The 26,311-nt window shown below is 56.4% G+C and carries 28 protein-coding genes; 16 read left to right on the top strand and 12 right to left on the bottom strand.

What is annotated here, in order from left to right:
* Position 1: 1 nt before the first annotated feature.
* Positions 2-955 (top strand): divergent polysaccharide deacetylase family protein, encoded by a 954-nt coding sequence (locus tag FO014_RS10480; RefSeq protein WP_160029455.1) that lies wholly within the window; start codon positions 2-4, stop codon positions 953-955.
* 37 nt (positions 956-992) lie between these two features.
* Here FO014_RS10480 and tdh read toward each other — a convergent pair whose 3' ends face one another.
* Together tdh and kbl are read right to left on the bottom strand one after the other, a co-directional pair.
* Entirely contained in the window at positions 993-2,018 is a 1,026-nt protein-coding gene (tdh, locus tag FO014_RS10475) for an L-threonine 3-dehydrogenase (RefSeq protein ID WP_105233071.1), read from the bottom strand.
* A gap of 9 nt (positions 2,019-2,027) precedes the next feature.
* Positions 2,028-3,224, bottom strand: a complete 1,197-nt coding sequence (gene kbl / locus FO014_RS10470) for a glycine C-acetyltransferase (RefSeq protein WP_105233072.1) — start codon at positions 3,222-3,224, stop codon at positions 2,028-2,030.
* A gap of 251 nt (positions 3,225-3,475) precedes the next feature.
* On the opposite strand from kbl, the gene rfaD reads away from it, so the two are divergent.
* From rfaD to FO014_RS10445, 5 genes are all read left to right on the top strand, one after another.
* Positions 3,476-4,408: an ADP-glyceromanno-heptose 6-epimerase gene (rfaD, locus tag FO014_RS10465; RefSeq protein WP_160029454.1), complete on the top strand. Its 933-nt coding sequence runs from the start codon at positions 3,476-3,478 to the stop codon at positions 4,406-4,408.
* 21 nt (positions 4,409-4,429) lie between these two features.
* Positions 4,430-5,476: an ADP-heptose--LPS heptosyltransferase RfaF gene (gene rfaF / locus FO014_RS10460; protein WP_160029452.1), complete on the top strand. Its 1,047-nt coding sequence runs from the start codon at positions 4,430-4,432 to the stop codon at positions 5,474-5,476.
* A 2-nt stretch (positions 5,477-5,478) separates the two neighbouring features.
* Positions 5,479-6,444, top strand: a complete 966-nt coding sequence (gene rfaC / locus FO014_RS10455; protein ID WP_160029450.1) for a lipopolysaccharide heptosyltransferase RfaC — start codon at positions 5,479-5,481, stop codon at positions 6,442-6,444.
* A 154-nt stretch (positions 6,445-6,598) separates the two neighbouring features.
* On the top strand, positions 6,599-7,603 hold the full coding sequence (locus tag FO014_RS10450) for a glycosyltransferase family 4 protein (RefSeq protein WP_160029448.1): 1,005 nt from the start codon (positions 6,599-6,601) through the stop codon (positions 7,601-7,603).
* Positions 7,588-8,844, top strand: a complete 1,257-nt coding sequence (locus FO014_RS10445; RefSeq protein WP_160029446.1) for an O-antigen ligase family protein — start codon at positions 7,588-7,590, stop codon at positions 8,842-8,844. Before FO014_RS10450 ends, FO014_RS10445 begins: the two co-directional genes overlap by 16 nt.
* Positions 8,845-8,888: 44 nt before the next feature.
* Here FO014_RS10445 and FO014_RS10440 read toward each other — a convergent pair whose 3' ends face one another.
* Both FO014_RS10440 and FO014_RS10435 read right to left on the bottom strand, forming a co-directional pair.
* Positions 8,889-9,980, bottom strand: a complete 1,092-nt coding sequence (locus FO014_RS10440) for a glycosyltransferase family 9 protein (protein WP_160029444.1) — start codon at positions 9,978-9,980, stop codon at positions 8,889-8,891.
* Complete coding sequence (locus FO014_RS10435; RefSeq protein ID WP_160029442.1) at positions 9,977-10,939, bottom strand: polysaccharide deacetylase family protein; 963 nt, start codon at positions 10,937-10,939, stop codon at positions 9,977-9,979. Before FO014_RS10435 ends, FO014_RS10440 begins: the two co-directional genes overlap by 4 nt.
* Positions 10,940-11,154: 215 nt before the next feature.
* On the opposite strand from FO014_RS10435, the gene rfaQ reads away from it, so the two are divergent.
* From rfaQ to FO014_RS10420, 3 genes are read left to right on the top strand one after another with little or no spacing between them, the layout of a single operon-like run.
* The gene (rfaQ, locus tag FO014_RS10430) at positions 11,155-12,234 is read left to right on the top strand and encodes a putative lipopolysaccharide heptosyltransferase III (RefSeq protein ID WP_160029440.1); all 1,080 of its coding nucleotides are present in this window, start codon (positions 11,155-11,157) and stop codon (positions 12,232-12,234) included.
* Positions 12,231-13,361 (top strand): glycosyltransferase family 4 protein, encoded by a 1,131-nt coding sequence (locus tag FO014_RS10425; protein ID WP_160029438.1) that lies wholly within the window; start codon positions 12,231-12,233, stop codon positions 13,359-13,361. Before rfaQ ends, FO014_RS10425 begins: the two co-directional genes overlap by 4 nt.
* Positions 13,358-14,464 carry a glycosyltransferase gene (locus tag FO014_RS10420; protein ID WP_160029436.1) on the top strand — a complete coding sequence of 369 codons (1,107 nt, stop codon included), beginning with the start codon at positions 13,358-13,360 and terminating at the stop codon, positions 14,462-14,464. Before FO014_RS10425 ends, FO014_RS10420 begins: the two co-directional genes overlap by 4 nt.
* A gap of 39 nt (positions 14,465-14,503) precedes the next feature.
* Here FO014_RS10420 and FO014_RS10415 read toward each other — a convergent pair whose 3' ends face one another.
* Positions 14,504-15,520, bottom strand: a complete 1,017-nt coding sequence (locus FO014_RS10415) for a glycosyltransferase family 9 protein (protein ID WP_160029434.1) — start codon at positions 15,518-15,520, stop codon at positions 14,504-14,506.
* 125 nt (positions 15,521-15,645) lie between these two features.
* Between FO014_RS10415 and waaA the strand changes: the two genes are divergently transcribed.
* From waaA to coaD, 3 genes are read left to right on the top strand one after another with little or no spacing between them, the layout of a single operon-like run.
* Positions 15,646-16,923 carry a lipid IV(A) 3-deoxy-D-manno-octulosonic acid transferase gene (gene waaA, locus FO014_RS10410; protein ID WP_105233085.1) on the top strand — a complete coding sequence of 426 codons (1,278 nt, stop codon included), beginning with the start codon at positions 15,646-15,648 and terminating at the stop codon, positions 16,921-16,923.
* Positions 16,923-17,696: a glycosyltransferase family 2 protein gene (locus FO014_RS10405; RefSeq protein WP_160029432.1), complete on the top strand. Its 774-nt coding sequence runs from the start codon at positions 16,923-16,925 to the stop codon at positions 17,694-17,696. Before waaA ends, FO014_RS10405 begins: the two co-directional genes overlap by 1 nt.
* A 3-nt stretch (positions 17,697-17,699) precedes the next feature.
* On the top strand, positions 17,700-18,185 hold the full coding sequence (coaD, locus tag FO014_RS10400; protein ID WP_160029430.1) for a pantetheine-phosphate adenylyltransferase: 486 nt from the start codon (positions 17,700-17,702) through the stop codon (positions 18,183-18,185).
* A gap of 3 nt (positions 18,186-18,188) precedes the next feature.
* Here coaD and mutM read toward each other — a convergent pair whose 3' ends face one another.
* The 4 genes from mutM to radC all read right to left on the bottom strand — a co-directional run bounded on the left by mutM (position 18,189) and on the right by radC (position 20,534).
* Positions 18,189-18,998: a bifunctional DNA-formamidopyrimidine glycosylase/DNA-(apurinic or apyrimidinic site) lyase gene (gene mutM, locus FO014_RS10395; RefSeq protein WP_160029428.1), complete on the bottom strand. Its 810-nt coding sequence runs from the start codon at positions 18,996-18,998 to the stop codon at positions 18,189-18,191.
* A 168-nt stretch (positions 18,999-19,166) separates the two neighbouring features.
* Positions 19,167-19,334, bottom strand: a complete 168-nt coding sequence (rpmG, locus tag FO014_RS10390) for a 50S ribosomal protein L33 (RefSeq protein WP_002442576.1) — start codon at positions 19,332-19,334, stop codon at positions 19,167-19,169.
* Between the two features lie 16 nt (positions 19,335-19,350).
* A complete protein-coding gene (gene rpmB / locus FO014_RS10385; RefSeq protein WP_015962363.1) occupies positions 19,351-19,587 on the bottom strand; it encodes a 50S ribosomal protein L28 in 237 nt (78 codons plus the stop codon).
* 263 nt (positions 19,588-19,850) lie between these two features.
* Entirely contained in the window at positions 19,851-20,534 is a 684-nt protein-coding gene (radC, locus tag FO014_RS10380; RefSeq protein ID WP_111737964.1) for a RadC family protein, read from the bottom strand.
* Between the two features lie 184 nt (positions 20,535-20,718).
* Between radC and coaBC the strand changes: the two genes are divergently transcribed.
* The 3 genes from coaBC (at position 20,719) to slmA (ending at position 23,251) form a co-directional block, all read left to right on the top strand.
* Positions 20,719-21,933 (top strand): bifunctional phosphopantothenoylcysteine decarboxylase/phosphopantothenate--cysteine ligase CoaBC, encoded by a 1,215-nt coding sequence (coaBC, locus tag FO014_RS10375; protein WP_160029426.1) that lies wholly within the window; start codon positions 20,719-20,721, stop codon positions 21,931-21,933.
* On the top strand, positions 21,911-22,369 hold the full coding sequence (gene dut / locus FO014_RS10370; RefSeq protein WP_105233089.1) for a dUTP diphosphatase: 459 nt from the start codon (positions 21,911-21,913) through the stop codon (positions 22,367-22,369). Before coaBC ends, dut begins: the two co-directional genes overlap by 23 nt.
* Positions 22,370-22,654: 285 nt before the next feature.
* Entirely contained in the window at positions 22,655-23,251 is a 597-nt protein-coding gene (gene slmA / locus FO014_RS10365; RefSeq protein WP_015962367.1) for a nucleoid occlusion factor SlmA, read from the top strand.
* Positions 23,252-23,297: 46 nt separating this feature from the next.
* Here the strand turns inward: slmA and pyrE are convergent, their stop codons facing one another.
* Together pyrE and rph are read right to left on the bottom strand one after the other, a co-directional pair.
* Positions 23,298-23,939: an orotate phosphoribosyltransferase gene (gene pyrE / locus FO014_RS10360; protein ID WP_105233090.1), complete on the bottom strand. Its 642-nt coding sequence runs from the start codon at positions 23,937-23,939 to the stop codon at positions 23,298-23,300.
* Positions 23,940-24,024: 85 nt separating this feature from the next.
* Positions 24,025-24,741, bottom strand: a complete 717-nt coding sequence (rph, locus tag FO014_RS10355; RefSeq protein ID WP_105233091.1) for a ribonuclease PH — start codon at positions 24,739-24,741, stop codon at positions 24,025-24,027.
* A gap of 194 nt (positions 24,742-24,935) precedes the next feature.
* Here rph and FO014_RS10350 point away from each other — a divergent pair, with 194 nt between their 5' ends.
* Positions 24,936-25,799 (top strand): YicC/YloC family endoribonuclease, encoded by an 864-nt coding sequence (locus FO014_RS10350; protein ID WP_061321841.1) that lies wholly within the window; start codon positions 24,936-24,938, stop codon positions 25,797-25,799.
* 115 nt (positions 25,800-25,914) lie between these two features.
* On the opposite strand, the gene FO014_RS10345 is transcribed toward FO014_RS10350, so the two are convergent.
* The gene (locus FO014_RS10345; protein ID WP_105233093.1) at positions 25,915-26,307 is read right to left on the bottom strand and encodes a DUF4150 domain-containing protein; all 393 of its coding nucleotides are present in this window, start codon (positions 26,305-26,307) and stop codon (positions 25,915-25,917) included.
* Positions 26,308-26,311 lie beyond the last annotated feature (4 nt).

Below are 26,311 nucleotides of genomic sequence, written 5' to 3'. Positions count from 1 at the left end.
TTTGCGCTACCTCAAAACACGAAGCGCCGTACTGGTTGGTTCCCTGTTGCTGGCCGCAGCCGCGCAGGCTGGCAAACTGGCGATTGTGATCGATGACGTCGGCTACCGGCCTCATGAAGAAAACGCCGTGTTGCAAATGCCGCTGCCAATCTCGGTGGCGGTACTGCCCAATGCCCCCCATGCCCATCTGATGGCGACCCGCGCCCATGCGCAGGGCCGCGAGGTGCTGATCCATATGCCGATGGAGCCGCTCAGCAAACAGCCGCTGGAGCGCGATACCCTGCGGCCGTCCATGAGCAACGACGAGGTGCAGCGCATCATCCGCAATGCGGTGAACAACGTGCCGTATGCGGTAGGGATGAACAACCATATGGGCAGCGCCATGACCTCCAGCCTGCCGGCCATGCAGAAGGTGATGCAGGCGCTGGAAAGCTATAACCTGTACTTCCTCGACAGCATGACCATCGGCAACAGCCAGGCCACCCGCGCCGCAGCGGGTACCGGGGTCAAGGTGATCAAGCGGCGGGTATTCCTCGACGACACCGCCAGCGAAAGCGATATCCGCCACCAGTTCAACCGCGCCATTGCACTGGCGCGCCGTAACGGCTCCACCATCGCCATCGGCCACCCGCGTCCGGCCACGGTAAAAGTGCTCAAACAAATGCTGGCGACGCTGCCCGCCGATATCGTGCTGGTCAGGCCGAGTTCACTGCTGAACGCGCCGCAGGGCGGCAGCGCTATGCCGCCGAGCAAACCGCCGCGTCCGACACAGCCGAAAAACCCGTTCAACAACGGTATCAAGCAGTGCAAGGTGAAAGCGCCGAAGGAGCAGGAAAAAGTACATGCCGGCACGGCGCTGGCCGTGATTGGCGAAAGCATCGCCCAGTCGCCGGTGGTGACCTTTATCAAACAGCACTGGCCAAGCTGGCCGCGCGCGTCAGAGAAGCAGTCATAATCCAGGGCGGAGCGTGCTCCGCCCTGTTGTCAGCACATCAATCCCAGCTCAGCACCACTTTCCCGGATTGCCCGGAACGCATGGCGTCGAAGCCCTGCTGGAATTCGTCAATCGAGAAACGGTGGGTAATGATCGGCGTCAAATCCAGCCCGGACTGGATCAGCGCGGCCATCTTATACCAGGTTTCAAACATTTCACGGCCGTAAATACCTTTAATAAATAACCCCTTGAAAATCACCTGATTCCAATCGATCGACATATCGGAAGGCGGGATCCCCAGCATGGCGATGCGGCCGCCGTGATTCATGGCGTTCAGCAGCGTGCGGAAGGCCGGCGGCGCGCCGGACATCTCCAGGCCGACATCAAACCCTTCGGTCATACCCAGCTCGTTCATCACGTCGCTCAGGTTTTCCTGACTGACGTTCACCGCGCGGGTAACGCCCATCTTGCGCGCCAGCTCCAGGCGATATTCATTCACGTCGGTAATCACCACGTTGCGGGCGCCCACGTGCTTACACACCGCCGCCGCCATAATGCCGATCGGCCCGGCGCCGGACACCAGCACGTCCTCGCCCACCAGATCGAACGAGAGCGCGGTATGCACGGCATTGCCGAACGGGTCGAAAATTGACGCCAGCTCATCGGAGATATTGTCCGGGATCTTGAAGGCGTTAAACGCCGGGATCACCAGATATTCGGCAAACGAGCCGGGGCGGTTGACGCCCACGCCCACGGTGTTGCGGCACAGGTGCGTACGGCCGCCGCGGCAGTTGCGGCAGTGGCCGCAGGTGATATGTCCTTCGCCGGATACGCGATCGCCGATATTAAAGCCTTTCACTTCCTGGCCAATCGCCACCACTTCGCCCACGTATTCGTGGCCAACCACCATCGGTACCGGAATGGTGTTCTGTGACCACTCATCCCAGTTATAGATATGCACATCGGTGCCGCAGATCGCGGTTTTGCGAATTTTGATCATGACGTCGTTATGCCCCAGCTCCGGCTGTGGCACATCGGTCATCCAAATCCCTTCTTCCGCTTTCAGTTTAGACAGTGCTTTCATGGTTTTACCTTATGCAATAACGCCAAGATCTTTGCCGATACGCGTAAATGCCTCAACGGCGCGTTCAATTTGCTCCGGTGAATGGTCGGCGGACATTTGGGTACGGATGCGCGCCTGATTTTTCGGCACCACCGGATAGAAGAAACCTGTTACGTAAATGCCTTCCTTGAGCAGCGCATTGGCGAAATCCTGCGCCAGTTTCGCATCTCCCAGCATCACCGGGATGATGGCGTGATCGGCGCCGGCCAGGGTAAAACCGGCTGCGGTCATTTTTTCGCGGAACAGACGGGCGTTGCTCCACAGGCGGTCGCGCAGCGCATCGCCCTCTTCCAGCAGTTCCAGCACTTTAATCGACGCGGAAACGATCGCCGGCGCCAGCGAGTTGGAGAACAGGTACGGGCGCGAGCGCTGACGCAGCCACTCCACCAGCTCTTTTTTCCCCGCGGTGTAGCCGCCGGAAGCGCCGCCCAGCGCTTTACCCAGGGTGCCGGTGATAATGTCGACGCGCCCCATCACCTCGCAATACTCGTGCGTGCCGCGGCCATTGGCACCGACAAAGCCTACCGCGTGAGAGTCGTCCACCATTACCAGCGCCTGATATTCATCCGCCAGGTCGCACACGCCTTTCAGGTTGGCAATCACGCCGTCCATCGAGAACACGCCGTCGGTGGCGATCAGAATATGACGCGCACCGTCGGCCTTCGCCTGCTTCAGCTGCGCTTCCAGTTCGCTCATATCGTTGTTGGCATAGCGGTAGCGTTTGGCTTTACACAGGCGCACGCCGTCGATGATAGAAGCGTGGTTCAAGGCATCGGAAATAATGGCGTCTTCCGGCCCCAGCAGGGTTTCAAACAGGCCGCCGTTGGCATCAAAGCAGGAAGAGTAAAGAATGGCATCTTCCATACCGAGGAAGTCAGCCAGCTTCTGTTCCAGCTGCTTATGGCTGTCTTGCGTGCCGCAGATAAAGCGCACCGACGCCATACCGAAGCCGTGGCTGTCCATGCCGGCTTTCGCGGCCTCGATCAACGCAGGATGGTTCGCCAAACCAAGGTAGTTGTTGGCGCAGAAATTGATAACGTGGCTGCCGTCCGCCACGGCGATATCGGCCTGTTGCGCGGAGGTGATAATACGTTCCTGCTTAAACAAACCTTCGGCACGGGTGGCGGCAAGTTGTTGTTCCAACTGCTGATAAAACGACGCAGACATTCTGTTATCTCCAGGATTGGCTCATTTTCAACATATTTTACTGATTTGTAACCGGACTGACGATAATACGCCGGAGAGAATATGAAAAATGCAGCAGATATCACGGCAGCGCCCGGGCAACCGCCACCGTGGTTCCTTCTAAGGATTATCGGAGCCCATCCGATGTTTGCAACGACATGAAATGCTATTATAGGCGTCATATAGCGTGGGGTATTGTGCCCCACCAGGCAGAATAAACAGGGGTAAGCCCAATGATTATCGTCACTGGCGGCGCCGGCATGATCGGCAGCAACATCGTTAAGGCACTGAATGACAAAGGGTATCGTGACATTCTGGTTATCGATAACCTGAAAGACGGCACCAAATTCATCAATCTGGTCGATCTTGATATTGCCGACTATATGGATAAAGAAGATTTTATCGCCAGCATCGTCGCCGGCGACGACTTCGGCGATGTTGAGGCGGTGTTCCATGAAGGCGCCTGCTCCGCCACCACCGAGTGGGACGGCAAGTACATGATGGATAACAACTATCAGTACTCCAAAGATCTGCTGCACTACTGCCTGGATCGCCAGATTCCTTTCCTGTACGCCTCTTCCGCCGCCACCTACGGCGGCCGCAGTGAAAACTTTATCGAAGAGCGTCAGTACGAGCAGCCGCTGAACGTTTACGGCTACTCCAAATTCCTGTTCGACCAGTACGTGCGTGAAATCCTGCCGGAAGCCGACTCCCAAATCTGCGGCTTCCGCTATTTCAACGTCTACGGCCCGCGTGAAGGCCACAAAGGCAGCATGGCGAGCGTGGCCTTCCACCTCAACGGCCAGATCGGCCGCGGCGAGAACCCGAAACTGTTCGCCGGCAGTGAAAACTTCAAGCGCGACTTCATCTACGTCGGCGACGTGGCGGCGGTCAACCTGTGGTTCTGGCAGAACGGCGTCTCCGGCATCTTCAACTGCGGCACCGGCCGGGCGGAAACCTTCCAGGCGGTGGCTGACGCGGTGGTGGACTTCCACCAGAAAGGCGCGGTGGAATACATTGAGTTCCCGGAAAAGTTGAAAGGCCGCTATCAGGCTTATACCCAGGCCGATCTGACCAATCTGCGCGCGGCGGGCTACAACGCACCGTTTAAAACCGTGGCCGAAGGCGTCAAAGAGTACATGGCCTGGCTCAACCGCACCGCTTAAGCTGAAGGGAATCTGCACGGTATGAAAATACTGGTTATCGGCCCTTCCTGGGTTGGCGATATGATGATGTCGCAAAGTCTTTACCGCACCCTGAAGGCCGAGTACCCGTCAGCAGAGATCGACGTCATGGCTCCGGCCTGGTGTCGGCCGCTGCTGACGCGGATGCCGGAAGTCAACCAGGCGCTGGCGATGCCTCTCGGACACGGCGCGCTGGCGATCGGCGAACGCCGCCGCCTTGGCCACACGCTGCGCGCCAATCGCTACGATCGCGCCTATGTACTGCCGAATTCGTTTAAATCCGCCCTGGTGCCGTTCTTTGCCCAGGTGCCGCTACGTTGCGGCTGGCGCGGCGAGATGCGCTACGGCCTGCTGAACGATATCCGCGTATTGGATAAAGCCGCTTTCCCGTTAATGGTCCAGCGCTATGCGGCGCTGGCCTATGATAAACAGCGCATTCACAGCGCCACAGATCTGCCGCAGCCGCTGTTATGGCCGCAGCTGCAGGTCAGCGATGAAGAGATAGCCGAGACTACCGCCTCCTTTAATCTGACCGACGCCCGTCCGTTGATTGGTTTCTGCCCCGGCGCGGAATTCGGCCCGGCCAAGCGCTGGCCGCATTACCATTACGCCCGGTTGGCACAGATGCTGATCGACCAGGGCTATCAGATCGCCCTGTTCGGCTCCGCCAAAGACCACGAGGCCGGCGAGCAGATCCGCACGGCCCTGGCGGACGCGTCACGCGGCCACTGTATCAACCTGGCCGGCGAAACCCAGCTGGAACAGGCGGTTATTCTATTGGCCTCCTGTCAGGCGGTGGTCAGCAATGACTCCGGTTTAATGCACGTTGCAGCGGCGTTGAACAAACCGCTGATAGCCTTATACGGGCCGAGCAGCCCGGACTTCACGCCGCCGCTGTCGGATAAAGCCAAGGTGATCCGCCTGATTAGCGGCTACCACAAGGTACGCAAAGGCGATGCCGACCAAGGCTATCATCAAAGCCTGATTGATATTCAGCCGCAACAGGTGTTAGACGCGTTAATGCCATTACTGGCCGACAGCGAGGAATAGCCATGCAGGTGCTGATCGTCAAAACCTCATCCATGGGGGATGTACTGCATACGCTGCCGGCGCTGACGGATGCGATGAACGCCATCCCAGGTATTCGCTTCGACTGGGTGGTGGAAGAAGGTTTTCGCCAGATCCCCACCTGGCACCCGGCAGTGGATCGGGTGATTCCGGTCGCTATTCGCCGCTGGCGCAAAAACTGGTTCGGCAGTGAAACCCGTCAACAGCGCTGCGACTTTAAACGTCAGCTGCAAGAACGCGATTATGATGTGGTGATCGATGCGCAAGGCCTGATCAAAAGCGCCGCGCTGGTGACCCGCGTTGCCAAAGGCAGCAAGCACGGGCAAGACTGTAAAAGCGCGCGCGAGCCGTTTGCCAGCTGGTTCTACACCCATCGTCATCACATCGATAAACAACAGCACGCGGTGGAGCGTACCCGCGAGCTGTTCGCCAAAAGCCTCGGCTACACCAAGCCCGACACCGATGGCGACTACGCCATCGCCGCCCGTTTTCTCACTCAGCCGCCGGCGGACGCCGGGCAATATCTGGTGTTCCTGCATGCCACCACCCGCGATGAGAAACACTGGCCGGAAGAAAACTGGCGCGCGCTGATCTCGCTGGTTGCGCCAACCGGGCTGCGCATCAAGCTGCCATGGGGCGCCGAACACGAACACCAGCGCGCACTACGTCTGGCGGAAGGCTTCCCGCATGTCGAGGTACTGCCGAAACTCAGCCTGGAGCAGGTTGCACAGGTGCTGGCCGGCGCCAAAAGCGTGGTGTCGGTGGATACCGGCCTCAGCCACTTGGCCGCCGCCCTCGATCGGCCGAATATTACGCTGTTCGGCCCGACAGATCCTGGATTAATCGGCGGTTATGGGCAGAACCAAATAGCAAAAAAATCGTCAAACAACATGATGAGCACTATTTCAGCGAATGACGTATTTACCCTGCTGCAGGAGCCACAGCCATGAAGCGGCTACACGTAATCAATTTAGAAAAAATGGGCGGCGCCGAGAAGATTTTCCTGCAGTTCTTACATAACGCGACGGTTGGCAGCGATAGCATACTTTGCATCAGTAATAAAATCGGGCCAGAAATAGCCAGTGAACTGGGTGACACCCCCTGTTGTTCGCCAACCGCGTCATCAACGATCGTGCTCTGAAGTATCCGGTATTCCTTCGCAAGTCCGCCTTACTGCGAAAAATCGAAAAACAGCGGGCCGACCTGGTGATCTTTTGGGATTTCGTCCCAAATCTGGCGCGCAAGATACGCAATAGCAAAACGATTTATTACGATCATGGCTGCTCTTGGCGTTTCCCGCTGAATGCGAAAACATTGGGGTTTTTCGAAAAAGTAGACGGCTGCATTGCTGTCAGTTTCGCATCCAAACGCGTATTAGAGGAACGTTTTAAGCTGACCTGCCCGATAGAAATCGTCAGCAACTGCGTGCCGCCACCCACCACTATCTCTCCCAAAACCGTGGCCCCGACAACGCGTGTGGTGTTAGGCACAGCTTCCCGTCTCGTATCACTGAAAGGTATCGGCGTTTCTATTCTGACACTCAATGCCCTGCGGCAAAAAGGTATTGATGCTGAATTGTACATTGCCGGAAAAGGGCCGGATGAAGCAAAGTTACGTGCACTAGTCACAAAACTGGGCGTTGAGAAATACGTTCATTTTCTGGGATTCCAACAGGATCTGACATCCTTCTTTGACCGTATCGATTTTTACATCAGCTCTCCGGTGACGGAACCTTTCGGGCTCTCCTGTATGGAAGCGTTATATCACGCCGTACCGGTGATTTTCCCGCTTATTGACGGGCAACCCGAAGTGATCCCCGACGGCGAATGCGGTATAGGCATTGCGCCAACCCTAACCTTTGAGCAATACCATGCGCTAACAGATATTGACATTGACTTCCCACACCGGGTCTTCAACACGGTAACCCAGAAAATGGCGCCGCCTTTAGCGTTGGATCCTGAATGTTGCGCACAACAAATTATCAACATCATTACACAGAACCGTTATCTGACGCTCAGTAATAACGCGATGCATCATGCTAATGCGGAATTTGACTATACTCGTTTCGTCAAAGAGTTAGAACGGAGTTTTGCATGCTTCGTAAATTAAGCACTGCCAACCTGGCTGCCATTGCTTTTTTGTTTACCATTATTGCCGCATCAACCAGTTTGACCGATAGCACGATTACGAGAAATGCATTTTACCTGGCCGTTTTCTTCGCTACGGCGGCCTTTGTTATCAGTAAGTCATGGGCTATTTCCCGTGATGCGGCGTTGATCTCCGTCGCTGTGTTCTGTATAGGATTAAGCCAAGCCGTTTGGCTATGGCGCTTTCCTGCCTCCGAAGTATTAGAAACACATAATGAATATCTAACCAGCGCGACACGCTTGCTATGCGGCGCCGTACTCATCATGATGCTTGGCTCGTTACATAGCCAAATCAACCATAAAGTAAAAGTTTTTGCCAAGGGATTACTGATCTTCGGATTTTTTTATACGTCAGGTATCGGACTCTACCTGCATGAACAAACGCCCGATCTACGTTTGCAAATTAATACGGTCTCCACGATAACCGCGTATATTTATACGCTACAGTCATTGTTAACTGTATATGTTATTCATAAGACATCATGGCGCTATAAGTACATAGCGATAGCTATTGTTATCTTATTAAGTCTTTGGATTATTTTCCTGACAGAAACGCGTGCGACACTGTTGAGTTATCCAATATTTCTACTGATTTTTTTCTGTCGTCGCCACCATCTGACGCTAAAAACCATTTTGCTATCCGCCCTGATTGCCATCGTTATGGCAACTGCGGCCAGCCATTTATTTTCAACAGCGACGGCACGCCTCACTGACATCATCAATGAAATCAGTAACTATCAAAAAGGCAATGGCGACACATCACTCGGCTCGCGCATCAGTATGTGGAAAGCAGGAATACATACGATAATTCAATCACCTGGAGGGCAAAGCACCGATGTCAGGTTTGCTAACGCAACCCAATACATCGACAGCCACGAAGGAGGTAATCCGGAAGCCCTGCGCAACATCGCGTATCACCTCCATAACGATTTTATTGAGGCGGGATCCCTGCAGGGTATCGCGGGCATAATCGCATTATTATGCTTTTTCACGTTAGTATTTCTGGCCAGCATCAGATACATGTATACAAACGCGATGCTACTGTTGCTTATATTACCAACAATTCTGATTGGTATGGTGGATACATTATTTATCGATCAGCGTTTCGTCACCAACTTGACGCTGATGTTAGCGATCTACCTTTCCCTGCAGCCAGCTTCGCATAACCCCTCCTCTTGCGGCGTAAAGGAAGACAAAGCCTAAAGAGGCTCCCAAGACAAAAAAAGAGCGCAATAAGCGCTCTTTTTTCAATGCGTCAGCATGCGCTCAACGTACTCAAAAACTTCACTGACGGATATCGCTCTCAGCGGGGCCTGCTCATCAACCACCCGCGGATCCTCCAGCGGCAAGTAAATATACTCATGTCGGCCTTTATCCTGATAAGGCCCGCTGCGACAGGGATTTTCAGTCACAAACAGACTCAAGGTCGGCACCCGCAAGGCAATCGCCAGATGCAATGGCCCAGTGTCGCCCGTCACCAATAAATCCATCGAGGCGATAACCCCCAACAGCTGCGGCAGCGACGTTTTCCCCACATGACTGGTGATCTTATCCCGCAGCGTCGGTTCAACATGCTGCATCAACGCTTCCGCCAGGCATTTTTCAGGCGCGGAGCCGATCATTACAATTTCAATGCGGCTATCGCTGGCTATCAGCCGCTGCGCCAGTTCAGCGTAATATTCCGGCGGCCAGCAGCGAACAAGCGTTGACGCGCCTAATTGGAAGCCGATGCGTATCACGCCTTCTGCCTTTGGCTGCTTCTCATAGGCACAGGGTAACGCCATCGCCACATTATCCGTTTCACATCCCAACGCGCTAACCAGCTTCATTTTACGCGCAATGACGTGCTCATCGAATTCATCCAAGCCGTAAGTCAGCCAGCGGTTCATCTTGCCGACCGGTTTGGCATAGTTATCACGCACAATATACTGGCACCCGGCCATCGCGGCGCTGACAACGTCATACGGCAAATGGGAATGCAGTAAAATCGCCAGCTGCGGCCTACGCTTTTTAGCCTGGCTGACCAATGTAAACATATCGCTGGCTTTGTTGGTCCAGAACAATACGTCATCGTAAAAATCGCGCGTCGTTATCAGATCCTTATACTTCGGATGCACCACCAGCGTAATCTTTGCAGACGGGTAACGCTGACGAATCGCCCGCAATGCTGGCGAGTTGAACATATAATCGCCTAACGCCGTTGTTGAATACACCAGAATGCTGTCAAAGTTTGTCGTCGATAACGCCCGTTTTTTTTCCGGTGTCGCCAACGCCTGACGGAACAACAGTCCGAGCAGAGAATCGCTCAGCCCAATTTTGAATTTCTTTTTCTCTCTCATTTTTTACCGACTACACCCTGATAATATTCAGCCAAGGTTTTACCTACCGCAATGCCGTGCATCCAACTAAAGAACTGCTCCAAATCACGATACAGCGCCTCAATATCCTGCTCATTTTTGAACGTCGGGTTGCCGCCGGGCATAAACTCAGATGAGTGCAGCATAAACTCAACGTAATCATTGCCTTCCGCCAAAGATAGCTCGGCAACCCGCTTCATCTGCGCCAGATTATTGCCGCTAGGACGCAGCCAGTGCACCGACGGTGAACGCCGCTTGCCGCGCAGGCGATCGTAGCCCTGTTTAATCGCGTTCATCGCCCCGGAATGCTTGTATTGAATGCTCATCGGCACTTCGAGCAGGCCGGACTGACCCGGCCGCGCAATATTTTGCGGATCGATGAAGTAGGCGTGCGCCGGAAACGCCCGATAGTCGGTGCCGCCGTTGCCCTGAGGGTTGCCCGGCGAATACTGCCAGTTGATCCGCGGTGTGACCGAACAGTCGACCTGATAGCCATATTCCAGCAGCAGCTCGGCGTAATACTCGTTGAAAGCCCAGCGCCCGGCGCGGTGGCTCAGCATTTTAGTCTGGAAGGCATCTTCCAGCAGCTTGGTCATATGGTCGACCTTGGCGCGGATTTGATCGGCCGGATACTCAATCAGATAAGGCTTATGTCGCCAGTCGTCATCGGTCAGCGGCGTCAACGGCGGGCTGTTCCAGGCATGCAGATGCATGCCCACTTCACCGGTGTCGCGCGCAATCACATCACGGGCAAATTCGACGTATTGCGGATCAACCGCCATTTCATAGTTGGTGAGATAAACCGGTTTAAACGCATATTTCTCACACAGCGCCTGAAAGCGAGGTAAAAAGCGGGTATTGTCAGTCGTAATACGATCGTGGTTCTGCCACAGGTTATCGCCTTCAGTATCTATCGTGATGAGAAATGCCGGTTTAGTCATAAATATCGCGCCTGATATCAATAATATACAAATATGTTACGCAGCCTGCCTGCCGTGAGCAAACGACTTCGCCGTCAGGTTTGGACAACGGCGCAACGGATTTGTCACTTTTATCGCTCTATTTTTCCACGTTCTACAAGAAAAATCCGCAACAGTAGCCACATGCGAGAGGGTCATTTAGAATCATTCGCTGGTTTCCCATATAGCGAATCACGATGAACGACGCGTCAGCACCGATCCCAGCCACATCGATACAGCGTATTTTAGTTATTAAGCTGCGCCACCACGGCGATATGCTGCTGACCACGCCGGTCATCAATACGCTGAAAGCTAACTACCCGCAGGCGCAGATAGACGTGCTGCTGTACCAGGAAACGCAGGATATGTTAGCCAGCAATCCGGCAATATCACGGATATTCGCCATTGACCGCCAGTGGAAAAAACAGGGCGCCAAGGCTCATATGGGCCATGAATGGCGCCTGATCCGCCAGTTGCAGGCGCAACGTTACGATCTGGTGGTGAACCTGGCCGACCAATGGCGCAGCGCGCTGATTACGCGTCTGACGGGCGCACGCATCCGTTTGGGCTTTGCTTTCCCCAAACGCCGTGGTTTTCTCTGGCAGCATTGCCATACGCAACTCGTCTCCGTCGAAGCCCATGACGCCTTGCATACGGTGGAGCAGAACCTTTCTTTGCTGCAGCCGCTCGGTCTGACGCTCAGCGATACGCAGGTTACCATGAGCTATGGTGAACAAGACCGGCAGGCCGGCGAAGCGTTGCTACAGCAGCACGATGTACCGCATGACTATATCGTCGTGCAGCCCACCTCGCGTTGGTTCTTTAAATGCTGGAGCGAAGAGAAAATGGCGGCGGTCATCACCGCTCTGCAGGCCGATGGCCGCACGGTGGTCATTACCTCCGGCCCCGATGAGAAAGAGCGTAAAATGGTGGACAACATTCTGGCACACTGCCCCAAACAGGGCGTTGTGTCGCTGGCAGGACAGCTCACCCTGCGGCAACTGGCGGCAATCATCGATCACGCCAGGCTGTTTATTGGCGTAGACTCCGTGCCCATGCATATGGCCGCCGCGCTGAAAACGCCCTGCATCGCGCTGTTTGGCCCGTCCAAGCTGACGTTCTGGCGCCCATGGCAGGTTATCGGCCAGGTTATCTGGGCCGGCGACTACGGGCCATTGCCCGATCCGGACGCGGTTAACACCGGTACCGATGAGCGTTACCTTAACCTTATTCCTACAGACGCGGTGATTACTGCCGCGCGGAGCCAGCTTTCATGACCGCATTGCGTTTGGCGATTGTTCGTCAAAAATACCGCCCGGACGGCGGGGCTGAGCGTTTTGTCTCCCGTGCTTTAGAGGCGTTGGAACAGCAGGACCTCGAACTCAACGTCATCACCCGCGAATGGCAGGGCGACGCCAACCCAAACTGGCATATTCACCTGTGTGACCCGTTCAAACTCGGGCGCATCAGCCGGGAGCGCGGCTTTGCCGAAGCGGCGCGCGCGCTGTGGCAAAAAGAACGGTTCGATCTGGTGCAAAGTCATGAACGCATCGCCGGCTGCGATATTTACCGGGCCGGCGACGGCGTGCACCGCCGCTGGCTGCTGCAGCGTGCGCGCCTGCTGCCGGAGTGGCGCCGTAAATGGCTGTTCTCCAACCGTTACCACCGCTACGTGATGTGCGCCGAACGGGCGATGTACGCCGCGCCCGAACTGAAGGCGGTGATCTGCAACGCAGAAATGATCAAACAGGAAATCATCGACGATTTTGGCGTTCCCGCAGATAAAATCAGAGTGATTTACAATGCCATCGATAGCCAGAAGTTCCTGCCTGCCGACGATGCACAACGGCAGCTACTGCGCCAGCAATACCAGATTCCGCAACAGGCGCACTGTCTGATCTTCGTCGGCTCCGGTTTCGAGCGCAAAGGCCTTGCGGCGGCGATCCGCGCCGTGGCGGCTACCGACAGTTATCTGTTGGTGGTGGGCAAAGACAAGGCGGAAAAACGCTATCGCGCGCTGGCTCAATCGTTAGGCTGCAGCGATCGCATCCGCTTTATGGGCGTGCAGAAACAGACGCTGCCTTTCTATCAGGCCGCCGATGGCCTGCTGCTGCCCACGCTGTATGACCCATTCCCCAACGTTATTCTGGAAGCCATGTCATGTGGTCTGCCGGTGATTACCAGCACCACATGCGGCGGTGCGGAGTTTATCACCGCCGGACAAAACGGTTTTGTGTGTGATGCGCTGGACGTCGCGGCATTAACCGCCGCAGTGCGCGATTTACCGCGGCAGGCGCTGGGGTCATCCATGAGTGAAGCGGCCCGACAGCGCATTAAGCCGGCAACGCCGGCGCGCCTGTCCGAGCAGCTGGTTTCGCTATATCAGAGCGTACTGCCATCATGAAAGAACATATTCTGTTTATTATCGACGGGTTACCGGGTGGCGGCGCTGAAAACGTCACTCTGGCCCTCGCCAAAGGCATTCAGCAGCGTGGCTATCACGTCACCCTGCTGTCATTAAGCAATAAGCGCGATTATGAAATCCCTGCGGGCATTAATTATATCGTTGATGCGGACCGCGGAAGCGGCCCATTGCGCAAACTGACCGAACTCTCCAGACGGGCAGCCTCGCTCGATGCATTGCTCGTCGAGCTCTTCGCGAAAGTTGGGCAACCAAAACTGGTTATCTCCAACCTGCACAAAACCGACCGTATCGTTGTCCGCTCAAAAGTTCTGCGCGCAAATAATGTCTGGCATTGCATTCACGGCATGTTTTCACGTTCGTATCTGGGAAACAAAACCGGCCTGAGCCGCTGGCTTAAACAGCGGAAAATGCAGCATGTCTATAAACATCGCAAGCTCATCACCGTGTCCGATGCGGTAGGCGAGGACGTGGTCCAGCAGGTGGGTATCAAGCCTACGCAGCTTATCACCATCTATAACCCTTTCCATATTCCAGAAATCAAACAGCGCGCCGCCGCTGCCAACCCATTCTCCGGTGAAGATTACGTCTTGCACGTAGGACGTTTTCACCAGGTAAAACGCCACGATCGGCTATTAGAGGCATTTGCGCTGGCCCAGTTGCCGGGCAAACTGGTTCTGATCGGGCAGGGTGAAGAGTCTGTGACAAAAGCAATCACGGAAAAAATAGCGGCATTGCAGTTACAGGATAAGGTGATTCTTGCCGGCTTCCAGCAAAATCCGTTGCCTGCAATCAGCGGAGCAAAAATCGTGGCGCTCAGTTCCGATAGTGAAGGTTTGCCGACGGTACTGATCGAGGCGTTGATTTGTCATACCCCGATTGTCAGCACGCAAAGCCCCGGCGGCGTGGCTGAAATCATGACCGGTGAGTTAGCCCCCTATATGTCCGCGATGAACGCGCAGTCCCTTGCGGAAAAGCTACGGTTGGCGTGGGACAATCCCCCCGAGATCGTCCCGGATATGTATCGAAAATTCGACTACGAACATATTATCGACAAGTATCTCTCGTTAATAAAACGTCCGTAGCCTGCACGCCTGGCTGCCTCACGGGCAGCCAAGAACAATCTACGCGCTCAGCGCGCCGATCTTCTCCCACACCTCATCGACCGTCACGTCGGCGCACTCACCCGATGCCGTTTGCAAAATAGCGTATTTACCCGACCACGGGTGCCAGGAATCCTTGTCGGTATCGCCGAAGAATACCACCTGCGTGCTGTTTACCGCCGCCGCCAGATGCATCTGCCCGCCGTCGCTGCACAACACCAGGTCACAGCGCTCAAACGCGGCCAGCAGCTCACGTACCGACGCCGTCGGGTACAGCGCAACGCGCTGACTGTCGCACTGCGCCAGCAGTTGCTGAGCGCGCTGCTGGTCGCCGATATCATCCGGCGCCAGCGTACCCTGCGGCGACCAGAATATCAGCACCGAATTACGCGGGTCATCGGTCAAACGGCGAATAATCTCGGCATAGCGCTCCAGCGGCCAGCGCCGGTTGGCCATCCGGCTGCTGATATGCACCGCATAAATACGTTCCGCTTGCGGTAATAGCGCCTGTATACGCTGCTGCGCCTGCTGCTGCTCTTGGGCGCTTAAATAAGCCCGCACGGGTGGAATGGCTATTTGCCGTTCAGCGATCGCCGACAAATAGCTAAAGGTATGTTCCACCTGATGCTTACCGTTAAAATCTTCCCGCTTGAACGGCCGGGTTATCTCCGGTGAGCCGAGATCGGCGCCGATAATATGTTTGGCGCCCGCCATTTTCGCCAGGCGCAGGCTGTATTTACAGGGAACGGGGTTTGCCAGAATCACCGCATCGAATTTTATCTTCCGCAATTTCAGGAATATCAGCAGGCGCTCGAAATACACCCCCAGCGTTGTTTCATTCTTCGCTTTGTGCTTTGCCTTTTTATAGACAAAAACCTTTTCAATATGCGGGTTATTTTTTACAACGTCCTGGCTGATTTTGTTAATTAGCAAATAGAGCTTTGCGTCCGGATATGCAATTTTTACGCCTTCAATCAAAGGGAGAGTGCAAACAAGATCGCCAATGTTATCGCGGCGAATAATTAAAATATTTTTCATATCAACCCTATCGACGAAACCACCCGTCTGTTGTCTGAAACTGGTGCCCGAAGCCACCAAATTAGCGCCTTTCCCTGCCGATTATGGTACTATTCCGAATAACCCATAAAAATGAAATTGATAGAATGTTGCTGCGTTTATATCAGGTACTCCTCTACCTCATTCAGCCCCTGATCTGGCTTCGCTTATTGCTGCGCAGCCGCAAAGCGCCGGCCTACCGCAAGCGCTGGGCCGAACGCTATGGTTTCTGCGCCGGAAAAGTGGTTCCCGACGGCATCATGCTGCATTCCGTTTCCGTCGGCGAAACGCTCGCCGCCATTCCTTTGGTGCGCGCCCTGCGCCACCGCTACCCCTCTTTACCGATTACTGTGACCACAATGACCCCGACAGGTTCAGAGCGTGTCCAGTCCGCCTTCGGCAAAGATGTGCATCACGTCTACCTCCCCTACGATCTGCCCGGTTCCATGCACCGTTTCCTCGACCAGGTTAACCCGAAGCTGGTCATCATCATGGAAACCGAACTGTGGCCAAACATGATCAACGCGCTGCATCAGCGCCAGATCCCGCTGGTGATCGCCAATGCGCGCCTTTCTGCCCGTTCCGCCGCCGGCTATAAAAAGATCGGCGGTTTTATGCGCGATATGCTGCGCCGCATTACGCTTATCGCCGCGCAGAATCAGGAAGACGGCGACCGCTTTATCGAGCTAGGGCTGAAGCGCTCTCAATTAACCGTCACCGGCAGCCTGAAGTTTGATATTTCCGTTACCCCGGAGCTGGCTGCCCGGGCCGTTACGCTGCGCCGCCAATGGGCGCCGCGGCGTCCGGTATGGATAGCCACCAGCACGCATGAAGGGGAAGAGACCATCTTGCTGGCGGCGCACCGTAAGCTGCTGGAAAAACATCCCGACCTGCTGCTGATTCTGGTGCCGCGCCACCCGGAACGCTTCCAGACCGCCAAAGATTTAACGCAAAAGGCCGGCTTCAGCTACACCACCCGCAGCAGCGGCGAAATTCCCTCCAGCAGCACCCAGGTGGTGATCGGCGACACCATGGGCGAACTGATGCTGCTGTACGGCATTGCCGATCTGGCCTTCGTCGGCGGCAGCCTGGTGGAGCGTGGCGGGCATAACCCGCTGGAAGCCGCAGCGCATGCCATTCCGGTACTGATGGGCCCGCATACCTTTAACTTTAAGGATATTTGCGGCAAGCTCTCCCAGTCTGAAGGGTTGATTACCGTCACCGATACCGATTCTCTGGTTAAAGAAGTGGATACGCTGCTGACCGACGAGGATTATCGCCGCTACTACGGCCGTCACGCCGTTGAAGTGCTGTATCAGAACCAAGGCGCGCTGCAACGCCTGCTGCATCTGCTGGAGCCTTATCTGCCGCCCCGGAGCCACTGATGGAAAACCGCAAAAGCCTGTCGGTCGTGATGATCGCCAAAAATGAAGCCGCGCTGCTGCCGGATTGTCTGCAGTCGGTCAGCTGGGCGGATGAGGTTATCGTACTGGACTCCGGCAGCCAGGATGATACGGCGGCCATTGCCGAAAGCCTTGGCGCCAAAGTCTTCATCAACCGTAACTGGCAAGGCTTCGGCAAACAGCGCCAGCTCGCGCAAAGCTACGCCAGCTGCGATTACGTGTTGATGATCGATGCCGACGAACGTGTTACGCCAGAATTGCGCCGCGCCATCGAACAGGTGCTGAACGCCGCGGATGACGACCAGATTTACAGCCTAGGACGGCGTAATCTGTTTCTTGGCCGTTTCATGCGCCATAGCGGCTGGTATCCGGACCGCGTCAATCGTCTGTATGCGCGTGAACGCTACCGCTATAACGACGACCTGGTGCACGAGTCGCTCAATACGCACGGCGCGCGCATCGTACCGTTACAGGGCGATTTATTGCACCTAACCTGCCGTGATTTCTTCACCTTCCAGCGCAAACAACTGCACTACGCACAGGAGTGGGCCAACCAGCGCCACGCCGCCGGCAAACGCTGTGGTTACTTCTCCATACTCACCCATACGCTTGGCGCCTTCTGCAAAACCTGGCTGCTGCGCGCCGGCTTTCTTGACGGTAAACAGGGGTTGCTGTTAGCCGTGGTTAACGCGCAATATACCTTCAACAAGTACGCCGCACTGTGGGCGTTGGGCCGCAACTACTCAGAGAAGTAAATCATGACCCGTAAAGCCATCTACCCCGGAACTTTCGATCCCATGACCAACGGCCACCTGGATCTGGTGACCCGGGCGTCAATGATGTTCGATCGCGTGATTCTGGCCATTGCCGCCAGTCCGAGCAAAAAACCGTTGTTTACGCTGGATGAGCGCGTCGAACTGGCGACGCAGGTAACCGCGCATCTGGATAACGTGGAAGTCTTGGGCTTCAGCGAGCTGATGGCGCATTTTGCCGAACATCAAAACGCCAATATTCTGGTGCGCGGGCTGCGGGCGGTATCGGATTTCGAATATGAATTACAGCTGGCCAATATGAACCGCCACCTGATGCCCCAGCTGGAAAGCGTCTTCCTGATGCCGTCAGAAGAGTGGTCGTTTATCTCCTCTTCGCTGGTCAAAGAGGTGGCGCGCCACGGCGGCGACATCTCTCCGTTCCTGCCGGATATCGTCACCAAGGCGCTGCTGGAAAAGCTGGCGTCCATCTAATCCTTAATGCTGGCAGCCGCGGCAAAAGAAGGTGCTGCGCTGCCCGTGCTTCGCGCTCTCAATCGGCGTACCGCACACGCGGCAAGGCTCGCCGGTGCGTCCGTAAACCTGTAATTCCTGTGCAAAATATCCCGGTTTCCCGTCCGATTGCAGAAAATCACGCAGCGTGGTTCCGCCCTGTTCAATCGAGCGCTGCAACACGGCCTTGATTGTTTTCGCCAGCAGTTCGGACTCTGGCAAACTCAAAGATCCTGCGGGACGGTCAGGAAGGATCCCGGCGGTAAACAGCGACTCGCTGGCATAGATATTTCCAACGCCTACCACCAGCTTGTTGTCCATCAGCCAGGGTTTAATCAGCGTGCGCTTATTGCGTGACTTATCAAACAGGTATTGGCCGTCAAAGGCATCGCCAAGCGGTTCCGGCCCCAGGTGAGCCAACACGTTACTGGTTGCCAGGTCTTCACACCACAACCAGGCGCCAAAGCGACGCGGGTCGGTATAGCGCAGAATCATACCGTTGCTCATCACCAGATCGACGTGGTCATGCTTGCCGGCTTCGACCTCTTCCGCCAGCACGCGCAGGCTGCCGGACATGCCGAGGTGCACAATAATCCAGCCGGCATCCAGTTCAATCAACAGGTATTTGGCGCGACGCTGGACGCTGCGCACCGGCCGATCGCTTAACGCCAGGATCTGCTCGGAGACCGGCCAGCGTAAACGCGCATTGCGCACCACCGCATACTGGATGCTGTGCCCGACAAGATACGGTTCAATACCGCGGCGACTGGTTTCAACTTCTGGTAATTCTGGCACGGCGCGCTCCTCTCGCATTCGGTTGCCCTACGACGTCCAGATTACTGCCTGGCGGCGGCTCTGTGAATCCCCGCAGCAGAACAGCGGCTGACGCACGGCCAAATATGGAGGGCAAAAAGCAAAAAACCCGGCCGAAGCCGGGTTTTACTTAATCCACTAAACTAAGAATTACTTAATTTTAGCTTCTTTGTAGACTACGTGCTGACGGACAACTGGATCGAATTTCTTCAGTTCCAGTTTTTCCGGCTTAGTACGCTTGTTCTTCGTGGTGGTATAGAAGTGACCAGTACCAGCAGAAGAAACCAGCTTGATCTTCTCGCGAACACCTTTAGCCATGATTCAGTTCCTTTCCTTAATACTTCTCACCACGGGCACGCAGATCGGCCAGAACCGTCTCAATACCCTTCTTATCAATAATACGCATACCTTTAGCAGATACACGCAGAGTTACAAAGCGCTTCTCAGCCTCAACCCAAAAACGGTGTGAGTGCAGGTTTGGCAGAAAACGGCGTTTGGTCGCGTTCATTGCGTGGGAACGGTTGTTACCGCTCACCGGGCGCTTGCCAGTAACTTGGCAGACTCGGGACATGTCTATTCTCCAAAAATCAAATCAGCTCGAGCTTCGTATAGGGTATGGCCGCCTCGTCAGGCTTTAGAGCCCATCTCAGCAAACTTCATACTGAGGAGACTCTCGTCATCAGGTCAGAAACCACACATCAGGTCAGAAACCTGCTGAGATAGGCTCTTAACGCCAAACCCAAGATTCTCAAAGGTGGCGTAGTATACGCTCTGAAGCGTAAGTGCTCAAGTCCCGAACAGCTAAAGATCCCTCAAGGATCGCGAAATTTTTTCCTAAAGCCAGCCGCGCTCGGCAAAAGAGACGCATTCGCCCCGGCCGATAACCAGATGATCGAGCACCCGGATCTCCAATAATTGGCAGGCATTGACGATTTGTTCGGTGATTTGGCGGTCGGCCAGGCTGGGTTCAGCCCGCCCCGAGGGGTGATTATGCGCCAAAATAATGGCGGCAGCATTCGCTTTTAAGGCTTCGCGCACGATTTCCCGCGGGTGAACCACCACGCTGCTGATGCTGCCCGCAAACATTTCCTGATGGCGGAGCACCCGGTGCTGGTTATCCAGCAACAACACTAAAAAAACCTCCCGTTCTCGATGCGTCAGCAGACTTTGCAGATAATTGCGGGTGACCTGCGGGTTCAGCAGCGCGTCCTCCTGCGTCAACCGGCTGGAAAAGCAGCGAAACGCCAGTTCCGACGTGGCGCTCAGCTGGCTGTATGTGGCGTCCCCCACGCCCTTCTGAGCGCACAGCTGGGCATAATCCGCCGACACCAGCCGATGCAGCGAGCCAAACTGCCGCAGCAGCTGTTCCGCACGCGACATAACGTGTACGCCGGGAAAACCGGTACGCAAAAAAATCGCCAGCAGTTCAACATCCGAAAGTGCCGCCGCGCCGTCGCGCAGCAATTTTTCCCTTGGCGCCAGCTCACCCGGCCACGGCGCCAGACTGTGATTATTCATGATTCGTCCTCCCTGAGCTGGCTATCATGCCATGCGATGCCGGGGTTAACGACGGCTGCCGGATAAGCTTGCGATGCACCGCGCAAAGCTCAATGTAACGACCACCAGGTTATGCAGAAACGCTCATCCGCGCGGCGAGTATGCTAAAATGGCGCATCTTTCGGTTTTCAATCGGACAATGACGATGACGGGACTTTCCGGCAAACATATCGTACTGGGCATCAGCGGCGGCATCGCCGCGTATAAATGCCCGGAGCTGGTGCGCCGCCTGCGCGACAGGGGCGCCGAAGTACGCGTAGTGATGACCCAGGCTGCACAGTCGTTCATTACCCCGCTGACGCTGCAGGCGGTTTCCGGCTATCCGGTGTCGGACGATCTGCTGGATCCCGCCGCAGAGGCCGCCATGGGCCATATCGAGCTGGGCAAGTGGGCCGATCTGGTGATTCTGGCGCCGGCAACGGCGGATTTGCTGGCGCGCGTCGCCGCCGGCATGGCCAACGACCTGCTCACCACCCTGTGCCTGGCAACCGCCGCCCCCATCGCCGCCGCGCCGGCGATGAACCAACAGATGTACCGCGCCGCGTCGACGCAGGCTAACCTGCGCACCCTGCAGGCGCGCGGCATGCTGATGTGGGGGCCGGACAGCGGCAGCCAGGCCTGCGGCGACGTCGGTCCGGGACGCATGCTCGACCCGCTGGAGCTGGTCGACCTGGCGAACCGCCACTTCTCAACGCCGCAGGACCTCACGCACCTTAAGCTGATGGTCACCGCCGGCCCGACGCGCGAGGCGCTGGATCCGGTGCGCTTTATCAGCAACCACAGCTCGGGCAAAATGGGCTTTGCCATTGCCGCCGCAGCCGCAGCGCGCGGCGCGCAGGTGACGCTGATCGCCGGGCCGGTGGATCAGCCGACCCCGCCGTCGGTAACGCGTATTGACGTCACCAGCGCGCTGGAGATGGAGCAGGCCGTGCAGCAGCGGGCGGCTCAGCAGGATATTTTCGTCTCCTGCGCTGCGGTGGCGGATTACCGCCCGGCACAGATGGCCGATGAAAAAATTAAAAAACAGGGTGATGACATCACCATCAAGATGGTAAAAAACCCCGACATTGTCGCCGGCGTTGCCGCCATGAACAAAAACCGACCGTTTGTCGTTGGGTTTGCTGCCGAAACCCAGAATGTGGAAGAATACGCGCGACAAAAACTGGCGCGTAAGAAACTGGATGTAATCTGCGCCAACGATGTATCGCTTGCAGGGCAGGGTTTCAACAGTGACACCAATGCCTTACACCTTTTTTGGCAGGATGGGGAAAAGCGCCTGGCGCTTAGCGATAAAGCTCTCCTTGGCCAACGTTTAATAGACGAGATAGTCAGCCGTTATGATGAAAAAAATCGACGTTAAGATTCTCGACCCGCGTATCGGTCAAGATTTTCCATTACCGACCTACGCCACGCCGGGTTCTGCGGGCCTCGATCTGCGCGCCTGCCTGGACGCTGCGGTCGAGCTGGCGCCGGGGGAAACCACCCTGCTGCCGACCGGTCTGGCCATTCACATCGCTGACGCCAACCTGGCGGCGGTGATCCTGCCGCGCTCCGGCCTGGGCCATAAGCACGGCGTCGTGCTGGGCAATCTGGTCGGCCTGATCGACTCCGACTATCAGGGGCAACTGATGGTTTCCGTGTGGAACCGCGGGCAAAAGACGTTCACCATCGAGCCGGGCGAACGCATCGCGCAGATGGTCTTCGTACCGGTGGTGCAGGCGGAATTCAACCTGGTCGAAGAATTCGACAGCAGCGAACGCGGCGAGGGCGGCTTCGGCCACTCGGGTCGCCAATAAGCAATACCGCATTAGGATGGCCGGCAGGGAAGCCGCCTGAAACACCGTATTCCGGAGGCATGGAGACCTCAGCAACGGGTTTCCCGGCTGCCGACAAGGCTCTGCGCGTCATACCATGAGGCGCATAACCGCCGCAGGCCAGGCAATGCGAAGAAAACCGGTCGTAAAGACCGCTGACCCCACACCGTAAAAAAGCTATCACATAAGCCGCACAGAATAGCTTCTGGCGCGGCCGGTGCCGGGTTTCCAAAAGTCCAAGCCGTTTTAGCAAGGGTCTAATCAGACATGGCAGAAAAAGAAAATACCAAAAGGAATCGGCGCGAGGAGATACTGCAGGCGTTAGCCCAGATGCTGGAATCCAGCGACGGCAGCCAGCGCATCACCACGGCAAAACTGGCTGCGAATGTCGGTGTCTCTGAAGCCGCGCTGTACCGGCATTTTCCCAGCAAGACGCGGATGTTCGACAGCCTGATCGAGTTTATCGAAGATAGCCTGATCACGCGTATCAACCTGATCCTGCAGGATGAAAAAGAGACCTTCAGCCGCCTGCGGCTGATTCTGCTGCTCGTCCTCAGCTTTGCCGAGCGCAACCCGGGGTTAACGCGGATTATGACCGGCCATGCGCTGATGTTTGAACAGGATCGCCTGCAGGGCCGGATTAACCAGCTGTTTGAACGCATCGAAGCGCAACTGCGCCAGGTGTTGAAAGAGCGCAAGCTGCGGGAAGGGAAAGGTTTTATCGTGGATGAAACCATGCTGGCCAGCCAGCTGCTGGCATTCTGCGAAGGCATGCTGTCACGCTATGTGCGTTCCGAATTCCGCTACCGCCCAACGGAAGAGTTTGAAGGACGCTGGCCGCTGCTGGCGGCGCAGTTACAGTAAGATAACGCCGGGCATGCCCGGCGTTATTATATCGTCAGCCGCGCGATTAAATGCCGTACTGTTCGCGGTAAGCGCGCACCGCCGCCAGATGCTCCGCCATTTCCGGCTTTTCTGCCAAATAGGCGATCAGATCCTGCAACGTGACGATAGAGATGACCTTGCAGTGATAATCGCGCTCCACTTCCTGAATCGCTGACACTTCGCCACGGCCGCGCTCCTGGCGGTCGAGGGAAATCAGCACGCCGGCCAGGCTGGCGCCGCTGGCGTTGATAATCTCCATAGACTCACGAATAGCGGTACCGGCGGTGATCACATCATCCACCAGCATCACGCGCCCCTGCAACGGGCTGCCGACCAACGAGCCGCCTTCGCCGTGGGTTTTCGCCTCTTTACGGTTGAAGCAGTAAGGCACGTCGCGATCGTGATGTTCGGCCAGCGCGACGGCGGTGGTGGTAGCAATCGGAATGCCTTTATACGCCGGGCCAAACAGCAAATCGAAATCAATGCCGGCATCCACCAGCGCCTCAGCATAAAAACGCCCTAACAGCGCAAGGTCGCGCCCGGTATTGAACAGGCCGGCGTTGAAGAAATACGGGCTGGTGCGGCCGGATTTCAGGGTGAACTCGCCGAACTTCAATACCTGCTTGTTAAGCGCAAACTCGATAAACCGGCGCTGATAGGCTTTCATGACTGCTTCTCCTCGTCTTGATACTGATTCATACTGCGCCCGATCGCCGGGCGTAAAAAAGGCGACTTCTCAGTCGCCTTAAAAATTATTCTGCCAGCGCCGCTTTCTGCGCCTGGAAAATAGTGTCGATGCCCCCTCGGGCCAACGCCAGCAACGCCAGCAACTCATCATGGCTGAACGGCTCACCTTCTGCGGTGCCCTGCACCTCGATCATGCGGCCATCTTCCATCATCACCACGTTCATATCGGTTTCCGCTGCGGAATCTTCCACATATTCCAGATCGCAGACCGGCTCGCCGCCCACAATGCCGACGGAAACGGCGGCCACCATGCCTTTCATCGGGTTAGCCTTCAGCTTGCCGGCGGCAACCAACGCATTGAGCGCGTCGGCCAGCGCCACGCAGGCGCCGGTAATCGAGGCGGTGCGGGTGCCGCCGTCCGCCTGCAGCACGTCGCAGTCGAGCGTAATGGTGAACTCGCCCAGTTTTTTCAGATCGACCGCCGCACGCAGCGAACGGGCGATCAGCCGCTGAATCTCCAGCGTACGTCCGCCCTGCTTGCCTTTCGCCGCTTCACGGGCGTTGCGGCTGTGGGTCGAACGCGGCAGCATGCCGTATTCTGCGGTGATCCAGCCTTGACCCTGGCCTTTCAGAAAGCGCGGTACGCCATCTTCAACCGTGGCGGTGCACAGAACTTTGGTATCGCCAAACTCAACCAGCACTGAGCCTTCAGCGTGTTTCGTGTAGTGACGGGTGAGTGTCAGGGGGCGAACTTGTTGTGGTGCTCTGCCAGCTGGACGCATGGGGCTTTCTCCGACGTTAAATCATCATTGGCTGCGCATTATACCCAAAATATCGCCAGTTGCAGCAACGTGACGAGATAACCGCCCAAAGTGCCCGCCGCGCGGCGATCTTGTCGCATCGTGACGTTATGCCTATCTTGCCCGCGGCGGCAACGCTATAATCGAACCATCATTTCTTAATTCGGGTACGCACAATGATCCGCAGCATGACCGCCTACGCCCGGCGTGAAATCAAGGGTGAATGGGGCAGCGCAGCTTGGGAGCTGCGTTCCGTTAACCAACGTTACCTGGAAACCTATATCCGCCTGCCGGAGCAGTTCCGCAGCCTGGAGCCGGTGGTTCGTGAACGCATCCGCGGCCGCCTGACGCGCGGTAAAGTGGAGTGCAACCTGCGCTTTGAGTTGGATCCCAGCGCGCAAAGCTCGCTGATTCTGAACGAAAAGCTGGCCAAACAGCTGGTGGAAGCCGCCAACTGGGTGAAAATGCAAAGCGACGAAGGGGAAATCAACCCGATCGACGTGCTACGCTGGCCGGGCGTGATGTCCGCACAGGAGCAGGATCTGGACGCCATCAGCGCACAGCTGCTGCAGGCGCTGGACGGCGCGCTAGATGACTTTATCGCCGCGCGGGAGAGCGAAGGCACCGCGCTGAAAGCGCTGATCGAACAGCGCCTGGACGCCGTCGGCGAAGAAGTGGTCAAGGTGCGCGCGCAGATGCCGAATATTCTGCAATGGCAGCGGGAGCGCCTGGTCAGCAAGCTGGAAGAAGCGCAGGTGCAGCTGGAAAATACCCGTCTTGAGCAGGAACTGGTGCTGATGGCGCAGCGTATCGACGTGGCCGAAGAGCTGGACCGCCTGGAGGCGCACGTTAAAGAAACGCGCAACATCCTGAAGAAAAAAGAGGCCGTGGGTCGTCGCCTCGACTTTATGATGCAGGAGTTCAACCGCGAATCGAACACGCTGGCCTCTAAATCCATCAATGCCGACGTCACCACCTCCGCGATTGAGCTGAAGGTGCTGATCGAGCAAATGCGCGAGCAGATTCAGAATATCGAGTAATACCGCCAACCACCGGCATGACTCCAGACGTATGATTAACACGAAAACGGCTTCCGCTGGCGGAAGCCGTTTTTTTATGTCGCTACGCGACGATCGGCCATGATTTTCACGGCGCTTACGGCGCCAGCATCAACACCTTAAACTGGCTGGGCACAATACGCATCCCCACCGTATTGGTGGAGTTCTGCAGGGATACGCTGGTCAGGCGGGTGGCCGGCGTGCCCTTGAGCAGGACGGTAAACGAGCCGGTCAGGTGGCGCGACGGACCCATCACCGTGCCGGACGCCACGCCGGTGGCGACGCCCGCATTATCGCCATTGGTCAGCGGCGTCACCGTCGCCATATTGTGGGCCGGCATACCCATAAACAGAATATTCAGCGCGTTGGGGATCGCCGTCGGCCCCAGCGCGATATCCGGGTAAGGCACCGGCGTCGGTGCGGGCATCGGCGTCAGGCACACGTCCGGGAAGGCCAGATCGACGCCCATCATTTGACAGTTGGCAAACATCGCG

Origin of the sequence: Serratia rhizosphaerae, from assembly GCF_009817885.1 — a bacterium.
GTDB classification, from domain to species: Bacteria; Pseudomonadota; Gammaproteobacteria; order Enterobacterales; family Enterobacteriaceae; genus Serratia_B; species Serratia_B rhizosphaerae.
The sequence above is the reverse complement of the archived record's forward strand: the minus strand, read 5'-3'. Positions and strand labels throughout refer to the sequence as shown.